Below are 24,746 nucleotides of genomic sequence, written 5' to 3' on the forward strand. Positions count from 1 at the left end.
ACATTAACGAGAACGTTAACGCATCTAAGAGCCGTATTAAAGATACCGATTTCGCGAAAGAAACGACTCAGATGACTAAGTCTCAGATCCTTTCTCAAGCTTCAAGCTCGATTCTTGCTCAAGCGAAGCAAGCACCGAACTCGGCACTTAGCCTACTAGGTTAATCGATTGAAAAGCCACGTTGACCGATAGTGTTGACGTTAGGCTTCCACAAATTAGCTCGTGGTGAGAGATGAGCGCTAAACAGACCCAGCTTCGGCTGGGTTTTTTATTGCCTGAAATTTGGAGAAGAGAGGGGAGTTGTGGTGTTGGTAGTTGATTGGAAAGCGAGATTCCCTATCACGTTCGTGCCTCACTGTAGGGAATGACGGGAGTTGGGTATTGGTGACTCTATAGCTAACTGTATAGAAGAGGTCGGTTTGAGTAACAATCACTCAGGCTTAAACCATAGTGTTTAATCGTCATCCCAGAATCGAACCGAGCGAGATGTCAGGGATCTCTGTTCGTGAGAGGCCCAAAGAAGAAGGGGATTTGTAGTTGTTAGGTATAAGGCCAAAGCGGCTGGTAATCTGGCATTAGAACTATATAGCAGGCACAAAAAACGCCACCCTTAGGTAGCGTTTTAATTAAAGCAGATAAGTAATCGAGATTACTTAGTTACTTTAAGAACTGGAGTTTCGCCAACAGTTACAGAACCAGAAAGCTTGTTCAGCTCTTTGATTTCGTCCATGTTAGAGATAACAACTGGAGTAAGCGTAGATTTTGCTTTCTCTTCTAGAAGCGCTAGGTCGAAAGTGATGATAGTGTCACCAGCTTTAACAGATTGACCTTCTTCAGCTACACGAGTGAAGCCTTCGCCTTTAAGTTCAACAGTATCGATACCGAAGTGAACGAAAAGCTCAACACCGTCGTCAGACTCGATAGAGAATGCGTGGTTAGTTTCGAAGATCTTACCGATAGTACCGTTAACTGGAGCTACCATTTTGTCGCCAGCTGGTTTGATCGCGATGCCGTCACCAACGATTTTTTCAGCGAAAACTACATCTGGCACATCTTCGATGTTTACGATTTCACCAGAAAGAGGTGCGATGATTTCGATTGCACCAGCATCAGCGCTGTCATCAGATACAAGCTTTTTCAGTTTGTCAAACAGACCCATTGTGTCATGCTCCTAACGTTTAGTTTTATTCTGTAGAATATACTATACCAATCTAACAAATTAGACGACTATTTTTAGCCGTCTAACGTTATTAAGCGATTGGCGATTACTGAGTTTTCTCAGCGATGAACTTTTCTACGCAAGCTTCAATTTCAGCAGCTGTTGGTAGAGATAGTGCTTCGTCAGCCATAGCTTTAACTTCAGCGAAGTTAGAGTTACGGATTACTTTCTTAACTTTAGGGATAGAGATACCGCTCATAGAGAACTCATCTAGACCCATACCAAGAAGAAGTAGCGTTGCACGCTCATCACCAGCAAGCTCACCACACATACCAGTCCACTTACCTTCAGCGTGTGATGCGTCGATCACTTGCTTGATTACTGTAAGAACAGCAGGAGATAGTGGGTTGTATAGGTGAGAAATCATTTCGTTACCACGGTCTACCGCAAGAGTGTATTGCGTTAGGTCGTTAGTACCGATAGAGAAGAAAGATACTTCTTTCGCTAGGTGGTGTGCGATTGCAGCAGCTGCTGGAGTCTCAACCATTACGCCGATTTCGATTTCTTCATCGAAAGCTAGGCCTTCAGCGCGAAGTTCAACTTTGTACTCTTCGATTGCTTTTTTCAGTTCACGGATCTCTTCAACAGAAATGATCATTGGGAACATGATACGTAGTTTACCGTGTGCAGATGCACGTAGGATGCCACGTAGTTGGTCACGTAGGATTTCACGACGATCCAAGCTGATACGTACTGCACGCCAGCCTAGGAACGGGTTCATCTCTTGTGGAAGGTCCATGTATGGTAGGTCTTTGTCGCCACCGATATCCATAGTACGGATAATCACTGACTCGCCTTCCATTGCTTCTGCTACTTCTTTGTAAGCAACGTATTGCTCTTCTTCAGTAGGAAGCGCGTCACGGTCCATAAATAGGAATTCAGTACGGTACAGACCAACGCCTTCACCGCCGTTACGCAGGATACCGTCACAGTCTTTTACTGTACCGATGTTGCCACAAACTTCTACACGGTGACCGTCTAGAGTTTCAGCGTGTAAATCTTTTAGTTTTGCTAGTTCAGCCGCTTCTGCTTCAAAATCTGCTTTGATTTTCTTAGCTTCTGCTAATTCAGCTTCAGAAGGGTTGATGATGATTTTGTTGTTCATCGCGTCTAGCACAAGCATGTCGCCGTTCTTAACTTGCTTAGTGATATCGTTAGTACCAACGATAGCTGGAAGCTCAAGAGAACGTGCCATGATTGAAGTATGAGATGTACGACCGCCGATGTCACAAGCGAAACCAAGAACGTAGTCTAGGTTGATTTGTGCAGTTTCAGATGGCGTTAGGTCGTAAGCTACTAGGATAACTTCTTCACTGATGTCTGATAGAGACACAATGTTGATGCCTAGAGCATTTTTAACGAAACGAGTACCGATATCGCGGATATCAGTTGCACGTTCTTTTAGGTACTCATCATCAAGAGATTCAAGCGCACAAGCTTGCTCTTCGATCACAGTGTGGATCGCGTTGTCTGCGTGCATTTTTTCTTTCTTGATGAGTGCTAAAATCTCTTCTTCTAGCTCTTCATCTTCAAGCAGCATGATGTGGCCTTCAAAGATTGCTTCTTTTTCTTCGCCAAAAGTTTCAAGTGCTTTTTGCTTAACAACTTCAAGCTGTTGAGAAGATTTGTTACGAGCGTCAAAGAAACGCTGTACTTCTGCTTCAACTTGGTCGTCAGAGATAGATTGAGTGTTTAGGACAATTTCATCTTCTTGAAGTAGTAGTGCTTTACCGAAAGCAATACCGGGAGATGCTAGGATGCCTGAAATCATAGCCTTACCTTAGTTGTTCAACTGTAAACGGGAGAGTGTGTGACTTTAAGTCGTCGACTAATGTCGCGCTTATTCCTATCTATTTCGAACAAAGCCACTTTGCTATGCAAAATGGCTTTGAAAGAAGGAGACCGTATTAGTGTAGTTGATCCATAAGAGCAACTAGGTGGTCTACTGCTTGCTGAGCTTGAGGACCTTCAGCTGAAATAGTAACGTTAGTACCTTTTACTAGGCCTAAAGTTTGTAGTTTGAACAGGCTTTTCGCGCTAGCGCTTTTGCCGTTAGAAGTCACTGTGATGTCAGCGTCGAAAGATTTTGCTTCTTTAACGAACTGTGCAGCTGGACGAGTGTGAAGACCGTTTTCTGCTGTGATTTCTACTTGCTTCTCGTACATTTTATATACCCCAATTAATTTATTTTTTGTAAGTTTGTAACCAGATTAGCTTAACTGCTTTAGCCCAAATGCGCTAGAGGCTAGTACGCCATGTTCGTGTTAGAACTTAGACTGGTTATAAATTTTTATCCAGCCATGGTCGTCTTTTGCTGAGTACTCATGACTTTCAGAATTTGTTTATTGCTTCTTTTATTTTGAAGCGAAAAATAAAACAGACCTGATATTACCAAAGGTGGGGCAGGGATCAACAAAAAAGCCCCTAAACGGGGCTTTTTTGGACGAAAAATTGATTTGACCACATATTATTGTTGGTTCTCTTTTTCCGTAAAGATGCCAGCAAATAGGGCTGTGCTTAGGTAACGCTCACCAGAGCTTGGTAGTACAGTAACGATAGTTTTTCCTGCAAATTCAGGTAGTTCGGCGATTCTGTTTGCTGCTACAACTGCCGCGCCAGATGAGATGCCTGCAAGAATACCTTCTTCTTTCATTAGGCGTTGAGCCATCTCAATCGCTTCTTCAGAAGTTACCGATTCAACACGGTCAATAATCTCTAAATCTAGGTTTCCAGGGATGAAACCTGCACCGATACCTTGAATTTTGTGTGGAGCTGGTTTGATTTCTTCACCTGCAAGTGCCTGTGCAATCACTGGAGACTCAGCCGGCTCAACCGCGACTGAAGTAATCGCTTTGCCTTTTTCACCTTTAATGTAACGACTCGTACCAGTGATAGTACCGCCCGTACCAACACCCGCTACAAACACGTCGATTTCGCCGTCTGTTGCTTCCCAAATTTCAGGACCAGTCGTCTGCTCGTGAATCTGTGGGTTAGCAGGGTTGTTGAACTGTTGAAGTAGCAGGTATTTGTCTGGGTCTGAAGCAACAATCTCTTCTGCTTTAGCAATCGCGCCGTTCATGCCTTTTGGTGCTTCAGTTAGCACAAGGTTTGCGCCAAGCGCTTTAAGCAGCTTACGACGTTCTAGGCTCATTGATTCAGGCATAGTTAGCGTTAGTTTGTAACCGCGTGCTGCTGCTACGAATGCAAGTGCAACACCTGTGTTACCACTGGTAGGTTCAACAAGCTCGATACCTGGCTTAAGCGTACCTGCTTTTTCTGCTTCCCAGATCATATTAGAACCGATACGGCACTTAACACTGAAGCTTGGGTTACGAGCTTCGATCTTAGCTAGGACGTTACCTTTGCTTACTTTGTTAAGGCGGACTAGAGGTGTGTTACCAATCGTTAGGGTGTTGTCTTCGTAGATCTTGCTCATGCGATATTCCTTCATTTAATGACAGAACTAAACGTAGTATATCAATCACTTTACCGTCTAGTGTCTTTCGATGTTTGTTCAGCTTGAATTTAGATTAAACAAGTTGAAAAAAAGGTAAAAGGATTAAAAAGTTATATCATATAGATATGTAGCAGAATTGACGCCTATCTTTATTGAAATCAGAACTTCAAAAAGATAGGCGAAACTAGGAAGTGTAGAAAGGGTTAGAGACGAGAACTATAGACGAGAACGTAGAGCTTGGTCTTTAAACTCAGCAACCCACATTGCTGTCGCGCCACAAACGGCAACGGGCATCACAATCAGGTTTAAAATTGGAATAGTAGTGAACACAGAAACAAGCGCGCCAAAGCTGTAGCTCTTACCTTGTTTTTGTTTCAAATTGTTTCTCATGTCATCAAATTTGATTTTATGGTTATCGAACGGGTAGTCGGCGTATTGAATCGCTAACATCCATGCTGTGAAAATGAACCATAAAAACGGAGCAACGGTTTGCCCTAGTGCTGGAATTAACAAAAGTAGGAATAAACCGATCGCTTTTGGCAGAATGTAGACAAGCTTGCGCCATTCTCTCGCTAATATACGTGGGGTATCTTTGAGGACATCAAGTAAACCATCGTCATTAACTTTTTTACCGCTCAACAACTCTTCAACTTTTTCCGCGAGTAAACCGTTGAACGGTGCGGCAATGAAGTTAGCGAGCGTGCTAAAGAAATACGAGAATGTGGCCAAGACGGTTAACACAAGTAATGGCCATAAAATGTATGACAACCACGACAAGAAACTTGGCAATGCACCAATCCAACCTTCAATCCAAGTGTTTAGGTTGGAGAAGATATAAAACAAGGCACCACCAACGAGTAACACGTTCGCGATAAGTGGCATTAGTACAAACTTACGAATGCTCGGTGATAAAGCGATTTTTATTCCGAAAATAAAATAGCCAAAGCCGGAGCGGGGAACAGATTCAATAGTCATATTTAAATTAGGTCACATGTGAATTTGGTTAAATAGCAAACATGTCTAGTGTACTCGACCGAAATTAAGAAAAAAAGCGTGGTGAAAATCACACCATGTAAGGAACTAATTGTATTAAGTTGTTCTAAAACAGTGGCTACTTTTGATAGAGTAGTGAGATTAGCCAAATTAACCCAACTTAGTGACAGCGTGTTTATAGCTAGTTGACTAAGAAAGCTGAGAGCGAAAAATGCAGGAATTGCGATTTGTACTCATTATTGTTGGCGCATTAGCTATCGCCGCATTATTGTTCCATGGTCTATGGACGAGTAAAAAAGAAGGGAAAGCAAAGTTTGGAGATAAGCCGCTCGGTAAGCTTGATAACGACAGCTTAGATGAAGCAGAAACTATTCCAAACCGTTCATTCGCCCCAGAAGATGATTTTGAGATAATCCGAAAAGAACGTAAAGAGCCGGATTTTGCTGTTTCACCCTCTGATACTGATCCGCTGATCGACTCAGATCCGCTAACAGCGCCACAAGCGAAAGAAGCTTACGAAGATGATATCGAATTAAATGATCTTCCTTCTTTCAGCGTAGAAGACCCAATTAAGGTTGAAAGTGAACCTGAAGTGATTGAGGAAGAGAAGGACGTTGAGCCTGAAGTTCCAAGCTTTGAGTTGACTGACGAGCAAAAAGAAAACCATGCCGGCTTTAAAGTGCAGTACGGTTCGTTTGAAGAGCCTTCTGAAACAGTTGATGAGCCAGTCGTTCCAAACGAAACGCTTACTCAAAGAGAGCCCGTTGTTGCGAAAGAAGTCGTGACTCCGCAAAGTGCGACTGTTGAAGAAGCAAAACCAGATGAAGAACTTGGTTTAGAAGTGATCGTTCTTAATGTTCACTGTGCTGGAGAGATCCCATTCGTTGGGACTGAACTTTTCCGCAGCATGGAGAACAACGGTTTAACTTATGGTGAGATGTCTATTTACCACTGCTTTGCACAATCTACAGATGCACCAAAGGTTATTTTCAGCGTTGCAAACATGATGCAGCCAGGAACGCTAGAACATGATGATCCTGCTGACTTCACGACTAAAGGTATTTCGTTCTTTATGACGTTGCCTTGTTATGGTCAAGCTGATCAAAACTTCAATGTGATGCTGAGTGCGGCGCAGAAAATTGCTGACGATATGGGCGGAAACGTGTTGGATGAGTCACGCAACTTAATGACACCAAACCGTTTATCTGACTACCGCAAGCAAATCAGAGACTTTATGACGGCATCGAATGCCTAGCCGTATTGTTTAGCCTTGTAAATAATCTATATTTATAGAAAAGGGCTCCTAAGGGAGCCCTTTTTGATATTTCAATCACGATAGAGAATGATATGAAAGAATCGATTCAAGTTACCTTAGAGCAGTTAAGAGAAACTCTGCATTATCACGCCGTTCGTTATTACGTAGAAGATAGCCCTGAGATCCCTGATGTCGAGTACGATCGATTAATGCAGCAATTGCTAAAGATCGAAGAAGAGAACCCGGAACTAGTGACGGTAGATTCTCCGAGCCAACGTGTTGGTGGTCAGCCTCTCGATGGTTTCACTCAAGTGACTCATGAGATCCCAATGCTTTCTCTGGACAATGCTTTCTCTGATGAAGATTTGGATGCGTTCAATAAGCGAATGTCTGATAGAGCGCCAACCGCTAACCTCAAGACTTTCTGTTGTGAACCTAAGCTTGATGGCCTTGCAGTTAGCCTACTCTATGTGAATGGTATTTTAGTTCAGGCTGCGACACGTGGTGACGGTGCGACGGGTGAAAACATCACTGAAAACGTGCGTACGATCAGCTCTATCCCACTTAAGTTACAAGGTGAAGGCTGGCCGCAGCGTATTGAAGTTCGTGGCGAAGTGTTTATGCCAAAAGCGGGTTTCGATAAGTTGAATGAGATGGCGTTGAAGAAAGGCGAGAAAGTATTTGTTAACCCACGTAATGCCGCCGCAGGTAGCCTGCGTCAGCTTGATTCTCGTATTACTGCGAAACGTCCGCTAGCTTTCTACGCATACAGTGTCGGTGTTGTACAAGGCGCTGAGCTATCAAATAGTCACTACCAACGCTTTTTACAGCTTAAAGGTTGGGGCTTACCTATGTGCCCCGAGACTAAGCAACTGAGCTCTCTCGAAGACGTGAAAGCCTATTACCAAGATATTATGACTCGTCGTGATGCTCTGGCTTACGAGATTGATGGCGTTGTTATCAAAGTCGACGATATCGCGGCTCAAGAAGTACTTGGCTTTGTTGCACGAGCGCCACGTTGGGCAATTGCTTATAAGTTCCCAGCTCAAGAAGAGATTACACTGCTCAATGACGTTGAATTTCAGGTGGGCCGTACTGGCGCTATTACGCCGGTTGCTAAACTTGAACCTATCTTCGTTGGTGGCGTGACAGTCAGCAATGCCACTTTACACAATGCCGATGAGATTGCGCGTTTAGGCGTGAAGGTAGGCGACAGCGTTATTATTCGCCGTGCAGGTGACGTTATTCCACAAATAGTGGCTGTTGTACTAGATCGTCGCCCTGAAACGGCTAGAGACATTGTTTTCCCTGATGCTTGCCCAGTATGTAGTTCTGCGGTTGAGCGTGTAGAAGGTGAAGCTGTAGCGCGTTGTACTGGCGGTCTAGTGTGTCAGGCACAGCGTAAAGAAGCGCTTAAGCACTTTGTGTCGAGAAAGGCGTTGGATGTCGATGGCCTTGGCGTAAAAGTGATAGAGCAGCTTGTGGACCGTGAAATGGTAGAAACGCCCGCTGACTTGTTCAAGCTTAGCGCGGGCGTAATTACAGTTCTTGATCGTATGGGGCCTAAATCGGCGCAAAATGTAGTTAGTGCACTTAATAAAGCCAAAGACACAACATTGGCACGTTTCCTTTATTCGTTAGGTATTCGTGAAGTGGGTGAAGCAACTGCGATGAACTTGGCGCAACACTTCAAGACGTTGGAGTTGGTTCAAGCAGCAACCCATGAACAGTTAGTTGAAGTGTCAGATATTGGTGACATCGTAGCAAGTCACCTCACGAGCTTCTTCTCGCAGGAGAAAAACAGAGCTGTAGTCGAGCAGTTGCTAGAGCTTGGTGTTAACTGGCCTGCAATCGAAGCTGTTGCGGATGACCAAGAGCTACCGTTAGAAGGTAAAGTGGTTGTGTTGACGGGTTCATTGTCGCAATTAGGTCGTAGTGAAGCGAAAGCCGCTTTGCAGGCTTTAGGTGCAAAAGTAACCGGTAGCGTGTCTAAGAAAACGGATATCTTATTCGCGGGTGAAGCCGCTGGTTCTAAACTGACTAAAGCACAAGATTTAGGTATCGAAATAAGAACAGAAGAAGATCTAATAGCCCTTATTTCGTAAGTAAATACAGATAAAAAAAGCTCAAAGGCACTCCTTTCAAGGGAGTGCCTTTTTTGTTTCTGATATAAAAATGAGGGCTTTTTAATTGTTGAGAATTTTGTTCCTATACGAACTCTAAAATCAGGACAGTGACGCTGCTCAACATTAATGAAATACCATTGTAGTTGTATCAAAAATGCGAGTCACTTCTATTTTTATAAGAGCGCGCTCCACTCAAGTGTTTGATATTTATTATTTTTATTGTTTTTGGTTGTGAGCTTTACGATTTATCGATCTGGATCACTAAGTGCCTACTAAATTTGCACCAACTCATATTTTTTTAGATGAAAATTAAGTTCTCATTGATCTTTTTGAGGGCGAAGTTAGTCTTAATGCCATGGATGCACATGATGTGTATAACCAGAAAGGAAATAGAGAATTCAGAGTTTAGGGTTCTCAAACAAGAAAAGGTATTTCTCTCTACGGCGGCCAACTTTAGGCGGGGAATATTCAAACAGCTATATCCATTTTTAGGAGTTTTATTCCATGGAAAACAAATTTTTTAAACGTACTCTACTAGGTGCAACGGTTGCACTTTTATCGACAGGCGTAATGGCGAAAGAAGTTGGTATCAACTCTGATTTCAACGTTGACGTATACGGTGTTGCAGCTATCTCTCTAGTTAACTACAACACGACTGATAACAATGACTCTAGCTCAGGTTACGCTGTAGAGAATGAATCTCGTATCGGCTTCCGTGCTCACAAAGATATGTTTGAAGACGTTACTATCACAATGCAGATCGAATCTGGCTACGTAGATAGCACAGACTGGTCTCACGGTGGCGTTTCAGGTGGTGTTCTAGGTTTCCGTGATACGTTCGTTGGTGCTTCTGGCTCTTGGGGTAACCTTCGTGTGGGTCGTGTTCTTACACCACTATACGAAATCGTCGACTGGCCATTCTCTAACCCTGGTTTAGGTTCTGTATTCGATTGGGGCGGCATCAACGGTCACTACGATCGTCAATCTAACCAAGTACGTTACGATTCAGCTAAATTTGGTGGTTTCTCTTTTGCAGCTTCTGTTGGTCGTGATGATAACGACAACGGTGGCGGTGCAGCGACTCGTGATGCAAACTTTGTTGGTGCAAGTGCTAAGTACAGCTTCGAAAAAGTAACATTCATGGGTGCGGTTGAATCTGGTACTCGTGTAGTAGCGGAGACTGGTGGTGAGTATGTTGTAGCTCAAGAAGACATTAAAGATGCAAACGGCAACGTAACTACGCCTAAAGGTGAAATTTACCTAACTGATACTGTAGCTGGTTACGATGACGATACATTCGCATACATCGTAGGTTTTGAAGCTAGTCTACCAGCTGGTTTCGGTATCGCAGCAGCATATAAAGGCGAAGAGCTAGATAACGGAATCCGTAAAGTGACTCAAGATTCTTACTCAATCATTGGTCAATACTGGAATGGTCCAATCGGTTTCAAACTAGGTTACGCAGCTAACCTTGAGTCTGAAACAAATGGTTCTAAAGATGCTAACTCAGACAGCAACACTATTTCTGGTCAGCTAATGGCTGTTCATAACGGTTTCGTACCTTACCTACGTGTAGCGGGTCGTACTGTTGGTGACGCTGATACAGATATCGTAACTCGCGTTGGTCTTGAGTACGGTTTCTAAGCTAGAATCTTTAGCTTAAACAGTTAGATAAAAATCAAAACGCTGGTAAATTTTGTTTGCCAGCGTTTTTCCATAGTGAACATAAGGAATTAGTCATAATGAATAAAGTTAGTGTAGTTGTATTATCATTATTTTTGGGAGCTTGTAGTTCACTCGATTCACAAAGTAATTTTGCAGACTCAGTTGCAGATGTACAGCCAAAAGGTGGTTACATTCAAGTGACTGGACAATCTTATGTAGCGGAAAGTAAAGCGAACGTCGGTGCTGATATCCTGAAATCGTCACTTTACTTTACATACAACAAAGAAGTAACACAGAACTCGGCTCCAGAATCTTCAATTATCATGGATGTGAGTTACTTCCAGAGCTATAAAGAATACGAAACCGTAAGCTTTTTTGGAAAGACGATAGACCTTGAAGAGAGACAGGTTCCAAGAGAGAGCTGCAGCGAACACTGCACAAAGACTCAATATATTGAATTTCCATTGAGCGAAGCTGACATTCAGCAAGCAAGAGAAAAGAACTTAGAATTTACACTTGATGGACAAAACTCAGTAATGAGTACAACTTTCATTGTGCCGAAAGCGTATATCGACACAATCTATAATGGCGCAAATAATCATACAGCTATCGCTGTTGCTCCAGTAGCGGTGCCTGTTGCGGCTGTAGTTGCTGAAGAACCAAAAGCATCACAAGCACAAGAGATGGTGAATTACTGGTATGGTGAAGCAACCAAAGAAGAGCAAGCTGCAGTGACAGATTGGGCATTCAAGAATCGTAAGAACGCGAACCCAGCACCACTAGAAGGCTCAAAAGAGATCGAAATGGTTTCATACTGGTTCAACAAGCTAGATAGTGAAGAAAAATCTCAAACTATTATTTGGTTGTTAGAGCAAGAGTAAGCCTTTAACGTTACGCCCTAACTATGTTTTTCAACCGCAGTATTGTATAACAGCAGTACTGCGGTTTTTCATTTTAGGCTTACAGGTAAGATTGTGAATATTGGTGAAGTAGCGAAGCGTGTTGGTACAACAGCGAAATCCATTCGTTTTTACGAAAGTAAAGGCATGATGAGTCCTCCACATCGTTCAGAAAACGGCTATAGGCAATACGGCGAGATTCACATCGAACAGTTGGAGTTTGTACTAAGAGCTAAAATGGTTGGATTTACCCTTGATGAGTGTAAAGCACTAGTTGATTTGGCAATGAACCCCGATAGAGCAAGCTACGAGGTAAAAAAGAAGGCAACGCAGAAGTTAGACGAAATAGAGTTGAAGCTTGCTGAATTAAATAAGATGAAAGCTCAACTGCAATCTTGGGTTCATGATTGCCCTGGTGATGCTTCAACGGAATGTCCTATCTTAAACAATTTATCTGGCCGCAGTTAGGTTATGTCAGCTAAAAAGAATCGTCAGGCCGCAATTTCATTACTAGCCTGACTTTAATCACCTATCACAGCACCTATCACAGCACCTTTCCGCCGTAATGTTTACAGATCAGCAATGGTACGTGAGTGACTGCATTACCATCTGAGCATTTTACAATTGGCCCCATGTTTCCGTTACCAGGAGACTGACTGCTCGCGAGAGCACTTCCGAATGATAAGCTGAAAATAGCTGTTAGAATTATTAAAAAATGTCTCATACAAACTCCATTAGGTTTATCTCTAATTGAGATAATTGAAAGTATGGACAAGGAAAAGAAAATTTCAAAAATTGGACGGACTTAACATTTTTAATAATTATAAATAAGCGAGAGTAAGGTTAACTATTCATATATATATTGGGTAAGAAATCTGGCTTTCTTATACCTTTTTAGCTCAATCAAACTTTTTAGCTTTACGAAATAAGAACTTATTTTTTTTTCAATTCAATCTATCGCAATGATAATTCGAATATTATTAAGGTTCAAAAATAGAAAAAGCCTGCATTTATTGAAAATGCAGGCTTCATATAGCTCTTGTTTATAAAGGTTCTATTATTAGAACGATTCCGTCTAAAGCGACAATCTTAATTTCGGTTCCAGATGGAATATCTTGACTGGCCTTTGCTGACCAAGAAGAGTCACCGAACTTAATTCGACAGCTACCTTTCTTTACGTCTTCACTTAAAATAACGGTTTGACCTACCAATTGCTTTTCTCTTTGGTTTAACTCTCGCCCTGCATCCGATTGCTTGTCATTCGAGAGTTGTCTTCTCCACCACAACCAAGTGGTAATAAGAGAGAAGCTAGCAAAGGACAGCCATTGCATCTGCCAACCAATTGGTAATGCTCCTAATAGGGCACCGACCAGCATGGCAGATATGCCTATCCATAAAAAGTAACCAGCGGTTCCAATTAGCTCAAGCGCTAACAATGCTAGACCAAACGCTAACCAATGCCAGTGGTTTACTTGTTCTAGTAATTCGACCATAAGTTAGTCCTTACTACCTTTGTCATTCTTATGTGCAAACATCTCCGCGATACCCGCTACAGAACCCATAAGGCCAGTTGCTTCGAGTGGTAGCATGATGATCTTGCCGTTTTCAGCTTGGCCTATAGATTTCAATGCGTCGGTGTAACCTTGTGCAATGAAGTAATTGACCGCTTGCATGTCACCTTGAGCAATTGCCGTTGATACCATTTCTGTCGCTTTAGCTTCTGCTTCTGCGGCACGCTCACGGGCTTCTGCTTGCAATATTGCCGCTTGCTTCTCACCTTCTGCTTTCAGGATCTCTGATTGCTTGTGGCCTTCTGCTTTCAAGATCTCAGCTTGTCGTACACCTTCTGCTTCTAAGATATCAGCACGTTTATTACGCTCGGCTTTCATCTGGGCATTCATCGCAGCAGTAAGGTCTGCTGGTGGCTGTACGTCTTTAATTTCGATACGGGTGACTTTTACGCCCCAAGGGTTTGTCGCTTCATCAACGATGTTCAGTAGCTTGGTATTGATCATGTCACGCTGACTCAGCATCTCATCCAGTTCCATCGAGCCAAGCACAGTACGGATATTGGTGAGGGTTAAGTTACGGATCGCATGTTCAAGGTCATTCACTTCGTAAGCTGCCTTAGGCGCGTCGATAACTTGAACAAAACAAACCGCATCGATAACCACATTTGCATTATCTTTGGAGATGACTTCTTGTGCTGGGATGTCGAGAACACGCTCCATCATGCTGATGCGCTGTCCAACTTTATCAATAAATGGAATGATTAAGTTAAGACCCGGTTTAAGGGTGTGTGTGTATCGCCCGAAGCGTTCAACGGTCCAGTTGTTGCCTTGTGGAACGGTTTTTACGCCAGCGAAGATAAATAACAGTGCGACGGCAGTAAAGACGCCGATAGTAATCAAGGTATCAATAGGCATACAAAATCCTTTGCAAGTTTGAGTTTTTGATAGTTCAGTATTGATACTGGCTCATATTTAAATTCTGAGCAAATTTATAAACGAGAAATGGGCCATAAAATATTGATTTTATGGCCCATTTTACATTCTATTATGCGATAAACTAATTGATTGAATTGTCAATTTTCGATGTTTAATCTACGGCTTTTTAGGTTTAACTAGTAAAGCAGAGAGTACAGTTGTCGACGGTACTTACTGGCAACTGGGTTACCTTGTCCAAGCGCACTCAAGATGTCCATGAACTCTTTCTTCATGTCACCATCGAGAGCATTAAGATCTTTGGCTAGGAAAGACCATAATAGATCCATAGCTTCTTCACTGCGGTTCACTTGGTGATATTGCAATGCTAATTCAGATGCTGTTTTAGCGTCGCTCGGATTTTGCTGAAGAGCTGCTTCTAATGCTTGTATTTCAGGGCTGTCTGCTGCTTGTTTATGAAGTTCAAGCTTTGCAACTAAGCCTTTGTAGTAGTTGTCTTGGTACTCAAGAGGGATAGTTGCTAGCTGAGTTTCAGCAAGGTCAAATTGTTGCGTTTCTAACAAACACTCTGCGATCGCCAGTTTTACTTCACCTTTATTCGTCAGCTCTGCTGGAAGTTGCTGCATTGCTGCTAGTGCCTGTGTGTGCTCGCCAGCTTGCATTTGCTCAAGAGCCTGACGCAAAGCAAGTTCATCTTGGCTAGGAAGGTGTTTGCTGAGCATATCGACAATAGCTTCTATGCTTTGAGGGCCACCGAGCCCATCGACTGGCTGACCATTAACAAACAGTGCAATAGTGGGCAGTGCTTGAACACCAAACTGGCTAGCAATAGCTTGCTCTTGTTCGCAATTGAGCAGGGCTAAGGTGAAGGCACCGTTGTATTGCTGAGTTAAAGTTTGCAGTTCAGGAATGACTTGGGCGCTCTCTTGGCTCATTGGTGCCCAAAAATGGATGAGTACAGGGGTCTGCATCGAACCTTCTAATACTTGACGAAAGTTCTGCTCATTAAGTTCAACAATATGCGGAGATTGCATTTACGTTCCTTGAGGTTTGTTTTGTGGATACGTTGCAAATATGGGGGGATTAGTCGGTAACTTCAAGATCTAACTCGGTTATCTCGGATAAAAAGAACCAAAAATAGAAAAACGCTATGCTTCGATGTTGATATAATTGTTATCTCAACATGGAAGGCATAGCGTTATCATCGAGGTAGTCAGTGAGGCGTTGCGTGAGATACTCAAAACAGAATAAACAACGTAATCGCCAGACCCACACCTACCCAATTAAGGCGGTTTAAAGTCATGAGATTTCCAGAGTAGAACCATCAATTGGGAATAACTGATGGGATAGGATAATCATGACATCTTATTGTTACGGAAAAATTACATCGTTACATTAAAGTTTGCGACTCTGCATTCAAAGTTAGTAATTTATGCAGCTTTTCTCAAAATAGGGTCTAGCAAGCGACTCGGTAGAATCCTTTTCAATACCGCGAACACTTTAGTCGGGGTCGTAACTCGGTATCTTAGCTTGGGTTTGTCGGCGGTGAGAGCATGGAATACCGGCTCAATACAACTTTCTGGAGGCAGGACAAAAGCGTTATTCGATGATTCTTTTTCGAGTCGATCTTTTTGTTGTTGGTAAGCGTCTTGGTGGGCGCTGCCAGAAATGTTGATCCATTTATTGAACGCTTTCAAGGCATTGGTTCTAAATTGAGTCTCAATTGGCCCTGGTTGCAGTAATGAGATCTGTATACCGCTGCCATGCAGTTCTAATCGTAAGGTATCTGTCCAACCCTCAATCGCGAATTTAGAAGCATTATAAGCACCACGATACTTCATGGCTGCAAAACCTAATACGGAACTGTTTTGTACGATTCGACCTTCGCCACGCTCGCGCATGTGCGGAAGGATCTGACAGACGAGATGATGCCAACCAAAGAAGTTGGTTTCGAATTGTTCTCTGAGTCCTTGGGTCGGTAAGTCTTCTAGCGCACCTGCTTGACCGTAAGCACCGTTATTGAATAATCCATACAATCCATTAGGTGCGAGATCAATAGCAAGCTTGGCGCCATGCTCAATACTTTCTTGGTTGGAAAGATCTAATTGAATACAGGTGAGGCCTTCATCTTGAAGGCGTTGAACATCTTGTGGATCACGACAAGATGCAATGACATGAAAACCACGCTTTTGAAGTGCATGAGCACATGTATAGCCAATACCTGTTGAGCAACCGGTAATCAGAATCGACTTGTTCACACTTAATCCTTTATTAGAGTCTCTATCGCTCTAGGGTAAAGAATTAGTCTTGATGTTGTAACAAGTTTTTTAGTGCTGGCTCGATTCTTGAGTAACTAAAGATGAATCCCATCTCAGTGAGTTTCTTCGGCTTGGAGCGAATGCTGTCAAATAGCAAACAAGATGATTCCCCCATGAGAATCGACATTGCCCATTTCGGCGTGAATAAGAAATGCGGTCGGCCTAATTGTTTCGCTAACGTGCTGCTGAACAGTTTGTTGGTCACAGGGTGAGGGGCACACATATTGAATTCCCCTTGAGCGTGGGGGAGTGACAACAAGTGATTGATGGCTCTCACCATATCGAGAATGTGAATCCATGGCATGTACTGCTCACCTGAACCTATTGGACCACCGACGCCGAGTTTATAAGGCAATAGCATCTTCTTGAGTGCGCCGCCATTCTCGCCAAGTACAACCCCTGTTCGCAGTAGTATCACGCGTGTGCTTTCTGATTGTGCTCTCTTGGCTATCTCTTCCCAGTGGGCACAGACTTTATGAGGAAAGCTTTCATCTTCTACTTGCAGTGACTCGTCAAATGGGTGCTGCTGTTGATCGCCATAGTAGCCGACGGCTGAACCGCTAATAAAAGCGTGTGGCGGGTTGTTACTGGCATGAATTAATTCGACCAGCTTTTCAGTGATGTGCCAGCGACTGTTACAGATCCTCTCTTTTTGCTCTGTACTCCAACGCTTATCGGCAATCGGTTCACCCGCGAGGTTGACCACCACATCAAAGTCATTGAGATCACTGAGCTCATCAAGGGATTGAATGTAATGAAGGTTGTTCTGGTTGAGGTGATTTAGGTTTTGCTTCGCATTTTCAGGACTCCGCGTCAGCAATGTCACGTCGTCAGTGTTCCAACTCTTGACCAATTCAGAGCCAATAAATCCAGTACCACCCGTTAACAATATCTTCATACCAATCTCCCTATTAAACATAATTATAGACATGGCTTGTTTTTAGTCGCCAATCAATACGAAAAAATCACTATAACGATCATAAGGTTTCAATCGTGTGATGCCCAAATTACGCCTTTTTCAATTTACAAAGGAGTGAAATTAAATTCATCAAGTCAGGATGTGTACCGTCATCACACTTATGCACTTTACTCGGATATGTTACCAACTGCGTAATATTTGTCACATAAGCAATGATAAGGATTTGCCATGATTATTATTAATTCATAATCAGCGACAAGGAATTGCGATGACGGCGGTGCTTGCTTTGTTTCGATCCATGTTAGGTAGCCTGAGGGATCTATTGCCAATCGTGGCGGTAATCGCTTTCTTCCAGCTTGCTGTCTTACAAGAGCCACTTCCTCATCTTTTATCTATTCTGACTGGCTTAGTGCTCGTCGTTTTTGGACTCACTTTCTTTATCTTTGGCCTTGAAATGGGGTTGTTTCCAATTGGCGAATCGATGGCTCAAGCATTTGCCAGAAAGGGGAGTGTGTTCTGGTTATTGATCTTCGCTTTTTGTTTGGGTTTTGGTACCACCATAGCCGAGCCAGCGTTAACCGCAGTCGCTGCCGAAGCCGCAGAAGTGGCAGCTGAGGGAGGTGTAATCCCCAATACGTTAGATGAAATGGAGCAGTATGCCAATGGCCTGCGCTTTACTGTGGCACTGTCAGTCGGTATCGCTATTTTACTCGGTGTGCTGAGAATCTTAAAAGGTTGGCCAATCCAGTACATGATCATCGGTGGATATATTGGAGTGGTCGTGCTCACTGCATTTGCTCCGGAAAACATCATTGGAATTGCGTATGACTCTGGTGGAGTAACGACATCGACGATCACCGTCCCATTAGTAACTGCGTTAGGGGTGGGTTTAGCCTCGGCAATTAAAGGGCGTAATCCGATGATAGATGGTTTTGGGTTGATCGCGTTTGCTTCGTTGCTGCCGATGATGTTTGTCATGGTGTACGGGATGGTGGTGACATGATCAGTGTTCAACAATTTATCGACACCTTTCTCGGCACTGTGATGGATGTGATCCCGATTGCGATCATCATCTTCGGTTTTCAGTTGGCGGTATTACGAAAGCCAGTCAATAACCTAGCCAAAGTGCTGATCGGTTTCTTCTACGTCATTCTTGGCTTATCACTCTTTTTGATGGGATTGGAGCTCGCGTTATTCCCTCTAGGGGAGACGATGGCAATGCAACTCACCGAGCCAAGCTTTTTGACTGAGTTTAAGATCAGTTCTGGTCTTGCTTTGGCTTGGTTTGATTATTACTGGGTCTATCTTTTCGCGTTTTGTATTGGTTTCAGCACCACGATAGCCGAGCCCTCTTTGATTGCTGTAGCGATTAAGGCGAACCAAGTTTCCGGTGGCAGTATCAGCGTCAATGGGCTGAGGATCGCCGTGGCATTGGGCGTTGCTATCGGTATCTCACTGGGCAGCTACCGTATCGTTGCGGGTGACCCGATCCACTACTACATCATTTTTGGTTATGTCGTCGTGGTCATTCAAACCTTTTACGCCCCAAAACTCATTATTCCATTGGCCTACGATTCGGGTGGCGTCACTACATCAACGGTGACAGTCCCTTTAGTGACGGCGCTCGGGCTTGGACTCGCTTCAACCGTACCAGGAAGAAACCCTGTTATTGATGGCTTTGGGTTGATCGCCTTTGCCAGCTTATTTCCCATCATTTCAGTGATGGGCTATGCCCAAATAACACAATGGTTAAACCGTTTACACACCTCTAAGGAGAGCAAAGATGCGCTTTAAACTTATCTTAGCGTTTGTAGAAGAGAGCAAGACCGACACTGTGCTCGATGCCGCGCGTGATGCGGGCGCGACTGGAGCAACGGTGATTAACAACGCCAGAGGGCAAGGCTTAAACCAAAAAACCACCTTCTTTGGCCTAACGCTAGAGGTACAAAAAGATGTGTTGCTGTTTGTGGTTGAGGAACACTTAGCGAGGCATATTCTTGAAACTATTGGCGAAGTCGGTGAGTTTGACCAAGAGTCAGGACAAGGTATAGCGGTGCAGATCGATATCGAAGATGCAGTCGGGGTTGCGCATCAAGTCGAGACATTAACTAAGGTTGTGGAGGATGAGTTATGAGTACCAGTGAAAAAATCCGAGTAGGTGATGTCATGGCCAATACGTACGTGATTATCGATGGGCTAACCACAGTGTTAGAAGCGATAGAGATGGCGAAGAAGCACAAAGTGAAAGCAATTATTGTCGATAAGCGCCACGAAGATGACGAATACGGCATCGTATTGATGAATGACATTGCCAAGAAAGTACTGGCTAAGAACCGATCTCCAAAGCGAACCAATGTTTATGAGATCATGACCAAGCCAGCGCTAAGCGTGTCTGCTGAGATGAACGTAAAGTATTGCGCTCGCCTGTTTGAACGCTTTGGTATCAGTCGTGCGCCAGTAGTTCGTGATAACAAGATAGTCGGTATGGTTAGTTACAATAATATCGTGATCAATGGTATGGCGAGAGATGACGTGTAGCATTTAGATACGTACAATAGGCTCATAAATTTTATGGAGAAGTACGTGTGAAATTATTTTTTGCTTCAGACCTACACGGTTCGCTGCCAGCAACAGAAAAGGTATTAGAACTCTACCAAGCATCTGGTGCGCAATATTTAGTTCTATTGGGTGACATTCTGAATCATGGACCAAGAAATCCGATTCCAGAAGGATACAACCCGCCGGCGGTTGCAGATAAGTTGAATGCGTTTTCTCAAGAGATCATTGCCGTTCGTGGTAACTGCGATAGCGAAGTGGATCAGATGTTGTTGTCTTTTCCAATGATGATGGATTACTCGTGGGTGCTATTAGAATCAGGCCAGCGTATCTTCCTAACGCATGGCCATTTGTACAACACCAATAAACGCCCTGCGTTGAAGGCGGGCGATATCATTGCACACGGTCATACCCATATTCCTGTCGCCGAATACCAAGATGACATCTTTATCTTTAACCCTAGCTCGGTGACATTCCCACGAGAGGGACACGCGGCAAGCTATGGCATCTATGAAAACAATACCTTCAAAGTCATTAGCCTTGAAGGTGATGTTCTCGTGAGTGGTCAGCTTTAAATCATTGGATCGGCTGTGAAAGGCTTATTTTGAGTCCACGTGGCCGAGATCTCTGTCTGGAGCAATGATGTTTCGTACTCTTTGCTTCAGAACTTTCGCCTCTGGAAAACCGTCATCTGCTTTTCTTTCCCAAATCTGCACACCATTACAAAAGATTTCGAACCTGCCTCCTGTGTCTGGGTGTAAGCTCACTTGTTCAATTTCTTCGCTGAAGGTATGCAGTAGCTCTTGGCATAACCAACTAGAGCGAAGCATCCAATTGCATTGACGGCAATAGTGTATCGCGATTGTGGCTTTTGTTGCTGTCTCTTTCGCTGGCGCCAGATTAGGTTGTTCCGTTTTCATGGTTAATCCTTAAAATGCTACATCCGTAATTTGATACCAACGGCTAACAAAAAAGGGGCTTCATGCCCCTTTTTTCTATTGGTTTACCGTTTCATGGTATTCAGCTATTCATAAACAGTAAATAGCGATCCAATCTTAGTTTGAAAACAATACGGTAGAACCATGATTTAAGCTAGTCAGTAGCAGTGCCTTCGGGTTAACAATATCTATGCGGCGGCTTTGCTCTGCGTCCATCTTAATGACTTGAGTGATCAGCTCTAGCTGTTCTTCTGAAAAGTCTTGGCGCTGAGCCGAGGTCACATCTTTAAACTCCGTTGGCGAAACCAGTAAGTAGTTATCGTTAATATCCCACTGACCCGTTTCAGAGATGTTGATGACATTCGCAGGCTCAGTTTGATTACCGTAAAGTCTAACCACTGACATTCTTAAATATGTACCATTTGGTAGGTATTTCGCATTCGATGATAGTTCAACTCTACGAAGTGGGCCGATTGAGTCAGCTTGCTTGTTATCGCTAATCAGCGTCACCATTCTCGACTGCCATTCATGCTGAGTGAGCAAGCGCTCTACTTTTGCATTGCTGCTCCAATATAGCCAACCACTCAAAAATGCCGATAGAACCAGTAAGATAATCGATACTTTTAATTTCATGTTACTTACCACCGTTACAAATGTCGTTTACATCCGACTGGTTTGCGTAAATTCTTAGGGTTACATTTTCGCTCGAGTAATCTTGCGGGTGAATGTAATTGAGGGCAAGGTTATTGGTTTGTCCTCCTGTAGCGATCACTTCAGCCGGCTTTAACACACCAGTGTGACTCGTGTTGTAACTTAATACACACTTTTCTATTGCTGGCAGCCAACTGCTGAGGTCTGGGTGGTTAACCGGTGATTGAACCTTTACACCATCCACTTCAGTCAAAACCGTGAACTCGGACTCCACCGGGGTAGTAAACGTTAAAACGAGAATCGGCATGATGAAAGCGGCAAGCAGTAACCAAAATGTTAACCATTTATTGGTGCTTTTAGCCGGAGCTACAACAGGAGCGGTTGCTGGTTCTACTGCCACTTTAGTTTGTTGAACTTTTGTAATTGGCTCAGGTTCAAATGTGTCAGTGATTGCTTGTTCAGTCGCTGCAGGCGTTGCAAACGTTAGGATAGGTTCAACGTCATTTTCTGCAATTTCAGCGGCTACTGGCTGATCATTTGATGACAGTGGCGCAGAGCGCTCAACGGTCGCAATAAATTGGTAACCGCGCTTCGGTACTGTCTTTACGAATTCAGGAGATTTAGTCGAGTCTTTGAGCATCTTTCTCAGAGTCGATACGGCTTGCGTTAAGCTTGAGTCATCCACCTCAAAGCCTTGGTCTCGCCAAACATACTCATGCAATTCATTACGAGTGATAACTTCATTAGGCCTTTCTGACAGCATCAAGAGAATGCGGCTTTCATTGCTACCAAGACGTACGACTTCACCGTCGCTCATTTGATCGACAAGTGAATTGCTGTTTGGGTCGAATACGAACCGTTGTGCGAGAATAAACTTTGTGCCGATATTACTCATTGAATTCTTCTATTTTGGATTGTTTTGGGGGGCGAAATAGACAAATCTCAGGTGAAGTTCCGTTAATTCTTCACCAAATCATGGCTTATTTTATGTTCTTTTATATTTATCAGGCTCAAGGATAATAAAAACAGATAAAAAAAACAGTGTTTTTATGATTTTTGACCTTGAATTTACATTTGTCATCCTCATGTTAATGAACAGAAGAGTGGCATCAAGTGTTACGCCCCTATGATTATTCAACATAAAGTATAGATGTTTTGGAGTAAAAATGAGCGAAACGGCAACGCAAAATAAAGAGACTCGTGGCTTTCAATCTGAAGTAAAACAACTACTTCATCTAATGATTCACTCACTGTATTCAAATAAAGAAATCTTTCTACGTGAGCTGATCTCTAACGCATCTGACGCGGCTGATAAGCTTCGTTTTCAAGCTCTATCGAACGGTGACCTTTACCAAGGTGATGCAGATCTAGGTGTAAAACTTTCTTTCAACGCGGAAGCAAACACGTTAACCATTTCTGATAACGGTATCGGTATGAGCCGCGACAACGTTATTGAGCATTTAGGTACGATTGCTAAGTCAGGCACTGCAGACTTTTTCTCAAAGCTGTCTGAAGACCAAAGCAAAGACTCTCAACTGATTGGTCAATTTGGTGTGGGTTTCTATTCTGCATTCATCGTCGCAGACGCGGTAACGGTTCGCACACGTGCAGCTGGCCTGCCGAACAATGAAGCTGTTCAGTGGCACTCTGCAGGTGAAGGCGATTACACAATCGAAGACATCACTAAAGAGTCTCGTGGTACTGACATCGTTCTGCACATGCGTGAAGACGGTAAAGAGTTCTTAAATGAGTGGCGTCTGCGTGAAGTGATTGGTAAATATTCTGACCACATCGGTATTCCTGTTTCTATCTTCACAGCAGTGAAAGATGACGAAGGTAAAGACACCGAAGAGAAACATTGGGAACAGATTAATAAGGCGCAAGCGCTTTGGACTCGCAACAAATCTGATATCGAGAAAGAAGAGTACCAAGAGTTTTACAAGCACGTATCTCACGACTTTGCTGATCCACTAACCTGGAGCCACAACAAGGTTGAAGGTAAGAACGATTACACAAGCCTGCTTTACATCCCAGCGAAAGCACCTTGGGACATGATGAACCGTGACCACAAGAGTGGCTTGAAACTTTACGTGCAGCGTGTATTCATCATGGATGACGCAGAGCAGTTCATGCCATCTTACATGCGTTTCGTTCGTGGCTTGATTGACTCAAACGATCTGCCATTGAACGTGTCTCGTGAAATCCTGCAAGACAACAAGGTAACTCAGTCTCTTCGTGGCGCATGTACCAAGCGTGTACTGACTATGCTTGAGCGCATGGCGAAGAATGACAATGATAAGTACCTAGAGTTTTGGAAAGAGTTCGGCCTAGTATTGAAAGAAGGCCCGGCTGAAGATATGGCGAACAAAGAGAAGATCGCTGGTCTACTTCGTTTCTCGTCAACGGAAGTGGATTCTGCTGAACAAACCATCAGCCTAGAATCTTACGTTGAGCGCATGAAAGAAGGCCAAGATAAGATTTACTACCTGACAGCAGATAGCTACGCTGCCGCTAAGAACAGCCCACACTTGGAGCAGTTCAAAGCTAAAGGTATTGAAGTGGTTCTAATGTACGATCGTATTGATGAGTACGTAATGAACTACCTGACTGACTTCGACGGTAAACAGTTCCAATCGATCACTAAAGCAGGCTTAGACCTAAGCAAGTTTGAAGGTGAAGAAGAGAAAGAGAAGCAAAAAGAGACAGAAGAAGAGTTCAAATCTGTTGTTGAGCGTACTCAATCTTACCTAGGTGGTCGTGTTAAAGAAGTTCGTACGACCTTCAAGCTAGCAACAACACCTGCGGTTGTTGTGACTGACGACTTCGAAATGGGCACGCAAATGGCGAAGCTTCTTGAAGCTGCGGGTCAAGCGGCACCGGAAGTGAAGTACATCTTCGAGATTAACCCTGAGCACGCACTGGTTAAACAGATGGCTGACGAAGCAGACGAGCAAGCGTTTGGTCGTTGGGTTGAGTTGCTACTTGGTCAAGCGATGCTGGCTGAAAAGGGCTCAATGGAAGATCCGTCACAATTCTTGGGTGCAATCAACGAGCTACTAACAAAGCGTTAGTCTTTCGACTTTAGGTTAAGCCAACAATTACAATAAAAAGCTCGCAAATGCGGGCTTTTTTTTATGAACGTCGTTGAAAATTGACCTAACGTGGTCAACGTCACCGTTATCGTCACAACAAATGTTGTCGATGTATTCTTTAGTCGTAAATTCAGCCCAATTGAATATTAATGTGATAGAATGCTCGACCTAATCAGCTGGGGCTAAGAAGCGACTATCTCCAGTTGTATGATTT

General features: G+C 43.5%; 26 protein-coding genes. 13 read left to right on the forward strand and 13 right to left on the reverse strand.

Translation table 11 applies throughout. The features are described from left to right. A partial coding sequence (locus tag AB4329_RS20535) for a flagellin (RefSeq protein ID WP_276607158.1) occupies positions 1 to 164 on the forward strand: 164 nt, incomplete at its 5' end. A gap of 485 nt (positions 165 to 649) precedes the next feature. Here the strand turns inward: AB4329_RS20535 and crr are convergent. From crr to cysZ, 5 genes are all read right to left on the reverse strand, one after another. Then, a complete protein-coding gene (crr, locus tag AB4329_RS20540) occupies positions 650 to 1,159 on the reverse strand; it encodes a PTS glucose transporter subunit IIA (protein ID WP_004737851.1) in 510 nt (169 codons plus the stop codon). A gap of 106 nt (positions 1,160 to 1,265) precedes the next feature. Further along, entirely contained in the window at positions 1,266 to 2,990 is a 1,725-nt protein-coding gene (gene ptsI, locus AB4329_RS20545) for a phosphoenolpyruvate-protein phosphotransferase PtsI (protein WP_017063391.1), read from the reverse strand. Between the two features lie 136 nt (positions 2,991 to 3,126). Then, a complete protein-coding gene (locus AB4329_RS20550) occupies positions 3,127 to 3,384 on the reverse strand; it encodes an HPr family phosphocarrier protein (protein WP_004734263.1) in 258 nt (85 codons plus the stop codon). 302 nt (positions 3,385 to 3,686) lie between these two features. Continuing rightward, the gene (gene cysK, locus AB4329_RS20555; protein WP_017061934.1) at positions 3,687 to 4,655 is read right to left on the reverse strand and encodes a cysteine synthase A; all 969 of its coding nucleotides are present in this window, start codon (positions 4,653 to 4,655) and stop codon (positions 3,687 to 3,689) included. A gap of 237 nt (positions 4,656 to 4,892) precedes the next feature. Further along, positions 4,893 to 5,651: a sulfate transporter CysZ gene (cysZ, locus tag AB4329_RS20560; protein WP_029235129.1), complete on the reverse strand. Its 759-nt coding sequence runs from the start codon at positions 5,649 to 5,651 to the stop codon at positions 4,893 to 4,895. 229 nt (positions 5,652 to 5,880) lie between these two features. On the opposite strand from cysZ, the gene zipA reads away from it, so the two are divergent. The 6 genes from zipA (at position 5,881) to cueR (ending at position 12,082) form a co-directional block, all read left to right on the forward strand. Further along, on the forward strand, positions 5,881 to 6,924 hold the full coding sequence (gene zipA, locus AB4329_RS20565; protein ID WP_017061932.1) for a cell division protein ZipA: 1,044 nt from the start codon (positions 5,881 to 5,883) through the stop codon (positions 6,922 to 6,924). Between the two features lie 92 nt (positions 6,925 to 7,016). Then, positions 7,017 to 9,029, forward strand: a complete 2,013-nt coding sequence (gene ligA / locus AB4329_RS20570) for an NAD-dependent DNA ligase LigA (RefSeq protein ID WP_372139195.1) — start codon at positions 7,017 to 7,019, stop codon at positions 9,027 to 9,029. A gap of 389 nt (positions 9,030 to 9,418) precedes the next feature. Then, the gene (locus tag AB4329_RS20575; protein ID WP_004734257.1) at positions 9,419 to 9,574 is read left to right on the forward strand and encodes a hypothetical protein; all 156 of its coding nucleotides are present in this window, start codon (positions 9,419 to 9,421) and stop codon (positions 9,572 to 9,574) included. Further along, positions 9,555 to 10,694, forward strand: coding sequence for a porin (locus AB4329_RS20580; protein WP_372110531.1), 1,140 nt, complete (start codon positions 9,555 to 9,557; stop codon positions 10,692 to 10,694). The genes AB4329_RS20575 and AB4329_RS20580 overlap by 20 nt, the downstream gene beginning before the upstream one ends. A gap of 98 nt (positions 10,695 to 10,792) precedes the next feature. Further along, on the forward strand, positions 10,793 to 11,596 hold the full coding sequence (locus AB4329_RS20585) for a DUF2057 family protein (RefSeq protein ID WP_048660874.1): 804 nt from the start codon (positions 10,793 to 10,795) through the stop codon (positions 11,594 to 11,596). Between the two features lie 93 nt (positions 11,597 to 11,689). Further along, on the forward strand, positions 11,690 to 12,082 hold the full coding sequence (gene cueR / locus AB4329_RS20590; RefSeq protein WP_372139196.1) for a Cu(I)-responsive transcriptional regulator: 393 nt from the start codon (positions 11,690 to 11,692) through the stop codon (positions 12,080 to 12,082). Positions 12,083 to 12,657: 575 nt separating this feature from the next. Here cueR and AB4329_RS20595 read toward each other — a convergent pair. The 5 genes from AB4329_RS20595 to AB4329_RS20615 form a co-directional block, all read right to left on the reverse strand. Continuing rightward, positions 12,658 to 13,107 carry an NfeD family protein gene (locus AB4329_RS20595; protein ID WP_017061926.1) on the reverse strand — a complete coding sequence of 150 codons (450 nt, stop codon included), beginning with the start codon at positions 13,105 to 13,107 and terminating at the stop codon, positions 12,658 to 12,660. Between the two features lie 3 nt (positions 13,108 to 13,110). Beyond that, positions 13,111 to 14,040, reverse strand: a complete 930-nt coding sequence (locus AB4329_RS20600) for an SPFH domain-containing protein (protein ID WP_017063395.1) — start codon at positions 14,038 to 14,040, stop codon at positions 13,111 to 13,113. Between the two features lie 197 nt (positions 14,041 to 14,237). Then, entirely contained in the window at positions 14,238 to 15,092 is an 855-nt protein-coding gene (locus AB4329_RS20605) for a co-chaperone YbbN (RefSeq protein WP_017061924.1), read from the reverse strand. A gap of 396 nt (positions 15,093 to 15,488) precedes the next feature. Next, entirely contained in the window at positions 15,489 to 16,316 is an 828-nt protein-coding gene (locus AB4329_RS20610; RefSeq protein WP_017061923.1) for an SDR family oxidoreductase, read from the reverse strand. Between the two features lie 43 nt (positions 16,317 to 16,359). Beyond that, positions 16,360 to 17,274 (reverse strand): TIGR01777 family oxidoreductase, encoded by a 915-nt coding sequence (locus tag AB4329_RS20615; protein WP_102332547.1) that lies wholly within the window; start codon positions 17,272 to 17,274, stop codon positions 16,360 to 16,362. Positions 17,275 to 17,563: 289 nt separating this feature from the next. On the opposite strand from AB4329_RS20615, the gene AB4329_RS20620 reads away from it, so the two are divergent. The 5 genes from AB4329_RS20620 to yfcE are packed head-to-tail and all read left to right on the forward strand — an operon-like array spanning position 17,564 to position 20,426. Continuing rightward, on the forward strand, positions 17,564 to 18,298 hold the full coding sequence (locus AB4329_RS20620) for a DUF1538 domain-containing protein (protein WP_017072437.1): 735 nt from the start codon (positions 17,564 to 17,566) through the stop codon (positions 18,296 to 18,298). Beyond that, entirely contained in the window at positions 18,295 to 19,089 is a 795-nt protein-coding gene (locus AB4329_RS20625; RefSeq protein WP_017062208.1) for a DUF1538 domain-containing protein, read from the forward strand. The genes AB4329_RS20620 and AB4329_RS20625 overlap by 4 nt, the downstream gene beginning before the upstream one ends. Then, the gene (locus AB4329_RS20630) at positions 19,079 to 19,429 is read left to right on the forward strand and encodes a P-II family nitrogen regulator (RefSeq protein WP_017062207.1); all 351 of its coding nucleotides are present in this window, start codon (positions 19,079 to 19,081) and stop codon (positions 19,427 to 19,429) included. Before AB4329_RS20625 ends, AB4329_RS20630 begins: the two co-directional genes overlap by 11 nt. Beyond that, positions 19,426 to 19,833: a CBS domain-containing protein gene (locus tag AB4329_RS20635; protein ID WP_017062206.1), complete on the forward strand. Its 408-nt coding sequence runs from the start codon at positions 19,426 to 19,428 to the stop codon at positions 19,831 to 19,833. The genes AB4329_RS20630 and AB4329_RS20635 overlap by 4 nt, the downstream gene beginning before the upstream one ends. A 47-nt stretch (positions 19,834 to 19,880) precedes the next feature. Then, a complete protein-coding gene (gene yfcE / locus AB4329_RS20640; protein WP_017068995.1) occupies positions 19,881 to 20,426 on the forward strand; it encodes a phosphodiesterase in 546 nt (181 codons plus the stop codon). A gap of 24 nt (positions 20,427 to 20,450) precedes the next feature. On the opposite strand, the gene AB4329_RS20645 is transcribed toward yfcE, so the two are convergent. From AB4329_RS20645 to AB4329_RS20655, 3 genes are all read right to left on the reverse strand, one after another. Continuing rightward, entirely contained in the window at positions 20,451 to 20,771 is a 321-nt protein-coding gene (locus AB4329_RS20645; RefSeq protein WP_017062204.1) for a SelT/SelW/SelH family protein, read from the reverse strand. Between the two features lie 135 nt (positions 20,772 to 20,906). Beyond that, the gene (locus AB4329_RS20650) at positions 20,907 to 21,422 is read right to left on the reverse strand and encodes a regulatory protein ToxS (protein ID WP_017063402.1); all 516 of its coding nucleotides are present in this window, start codon (positions 21,420 to 21,422) and stop codon (positions 20,907 to 20,909) included. Position 21,423: 1 nt separating this feature from the next. Then, positions 21,424 to 22,335, reverse strand: coding sequence for a transcriptional regulator (locus tag AB4329_RS20655; RefSeq protein WP_017063403.1), 912 nt, complete (start codon positions 22,333 to 22,335; stop codon positions 21,424 to 21,426). A 271-nt stretch (positions 22,336 to 22,606) separates the two neighbouring features. On the opposite strand from AB4329_RS20655, the gene htpG reads away from it, so the two are divergent. Beyond that, entirely contained in the window at positions 22,607 to 24,511 is a 1,905-nt protein-coding gene (htpG, locus tag AB4329_RS20660; protein ID WP_017062201.1) for a molecular chaperone HtpG, read from the forward strand. The last annotated feature ends 235 nt before the right edge of the window (positions 24,512 to 24,746 follow it).

Origin of the sequence: Vibrio sp. 10N.261.54.A5 (assembly GCF_041471145.1) — a bacterium.
GTDB classification, from domain to species: domain Bacteria; phylum Pseudomonadota; class Gammaproteobacteria; order Enterobacterales; family Vibrionaceae; genus Vibrio; species Vibrio crassostreae_C.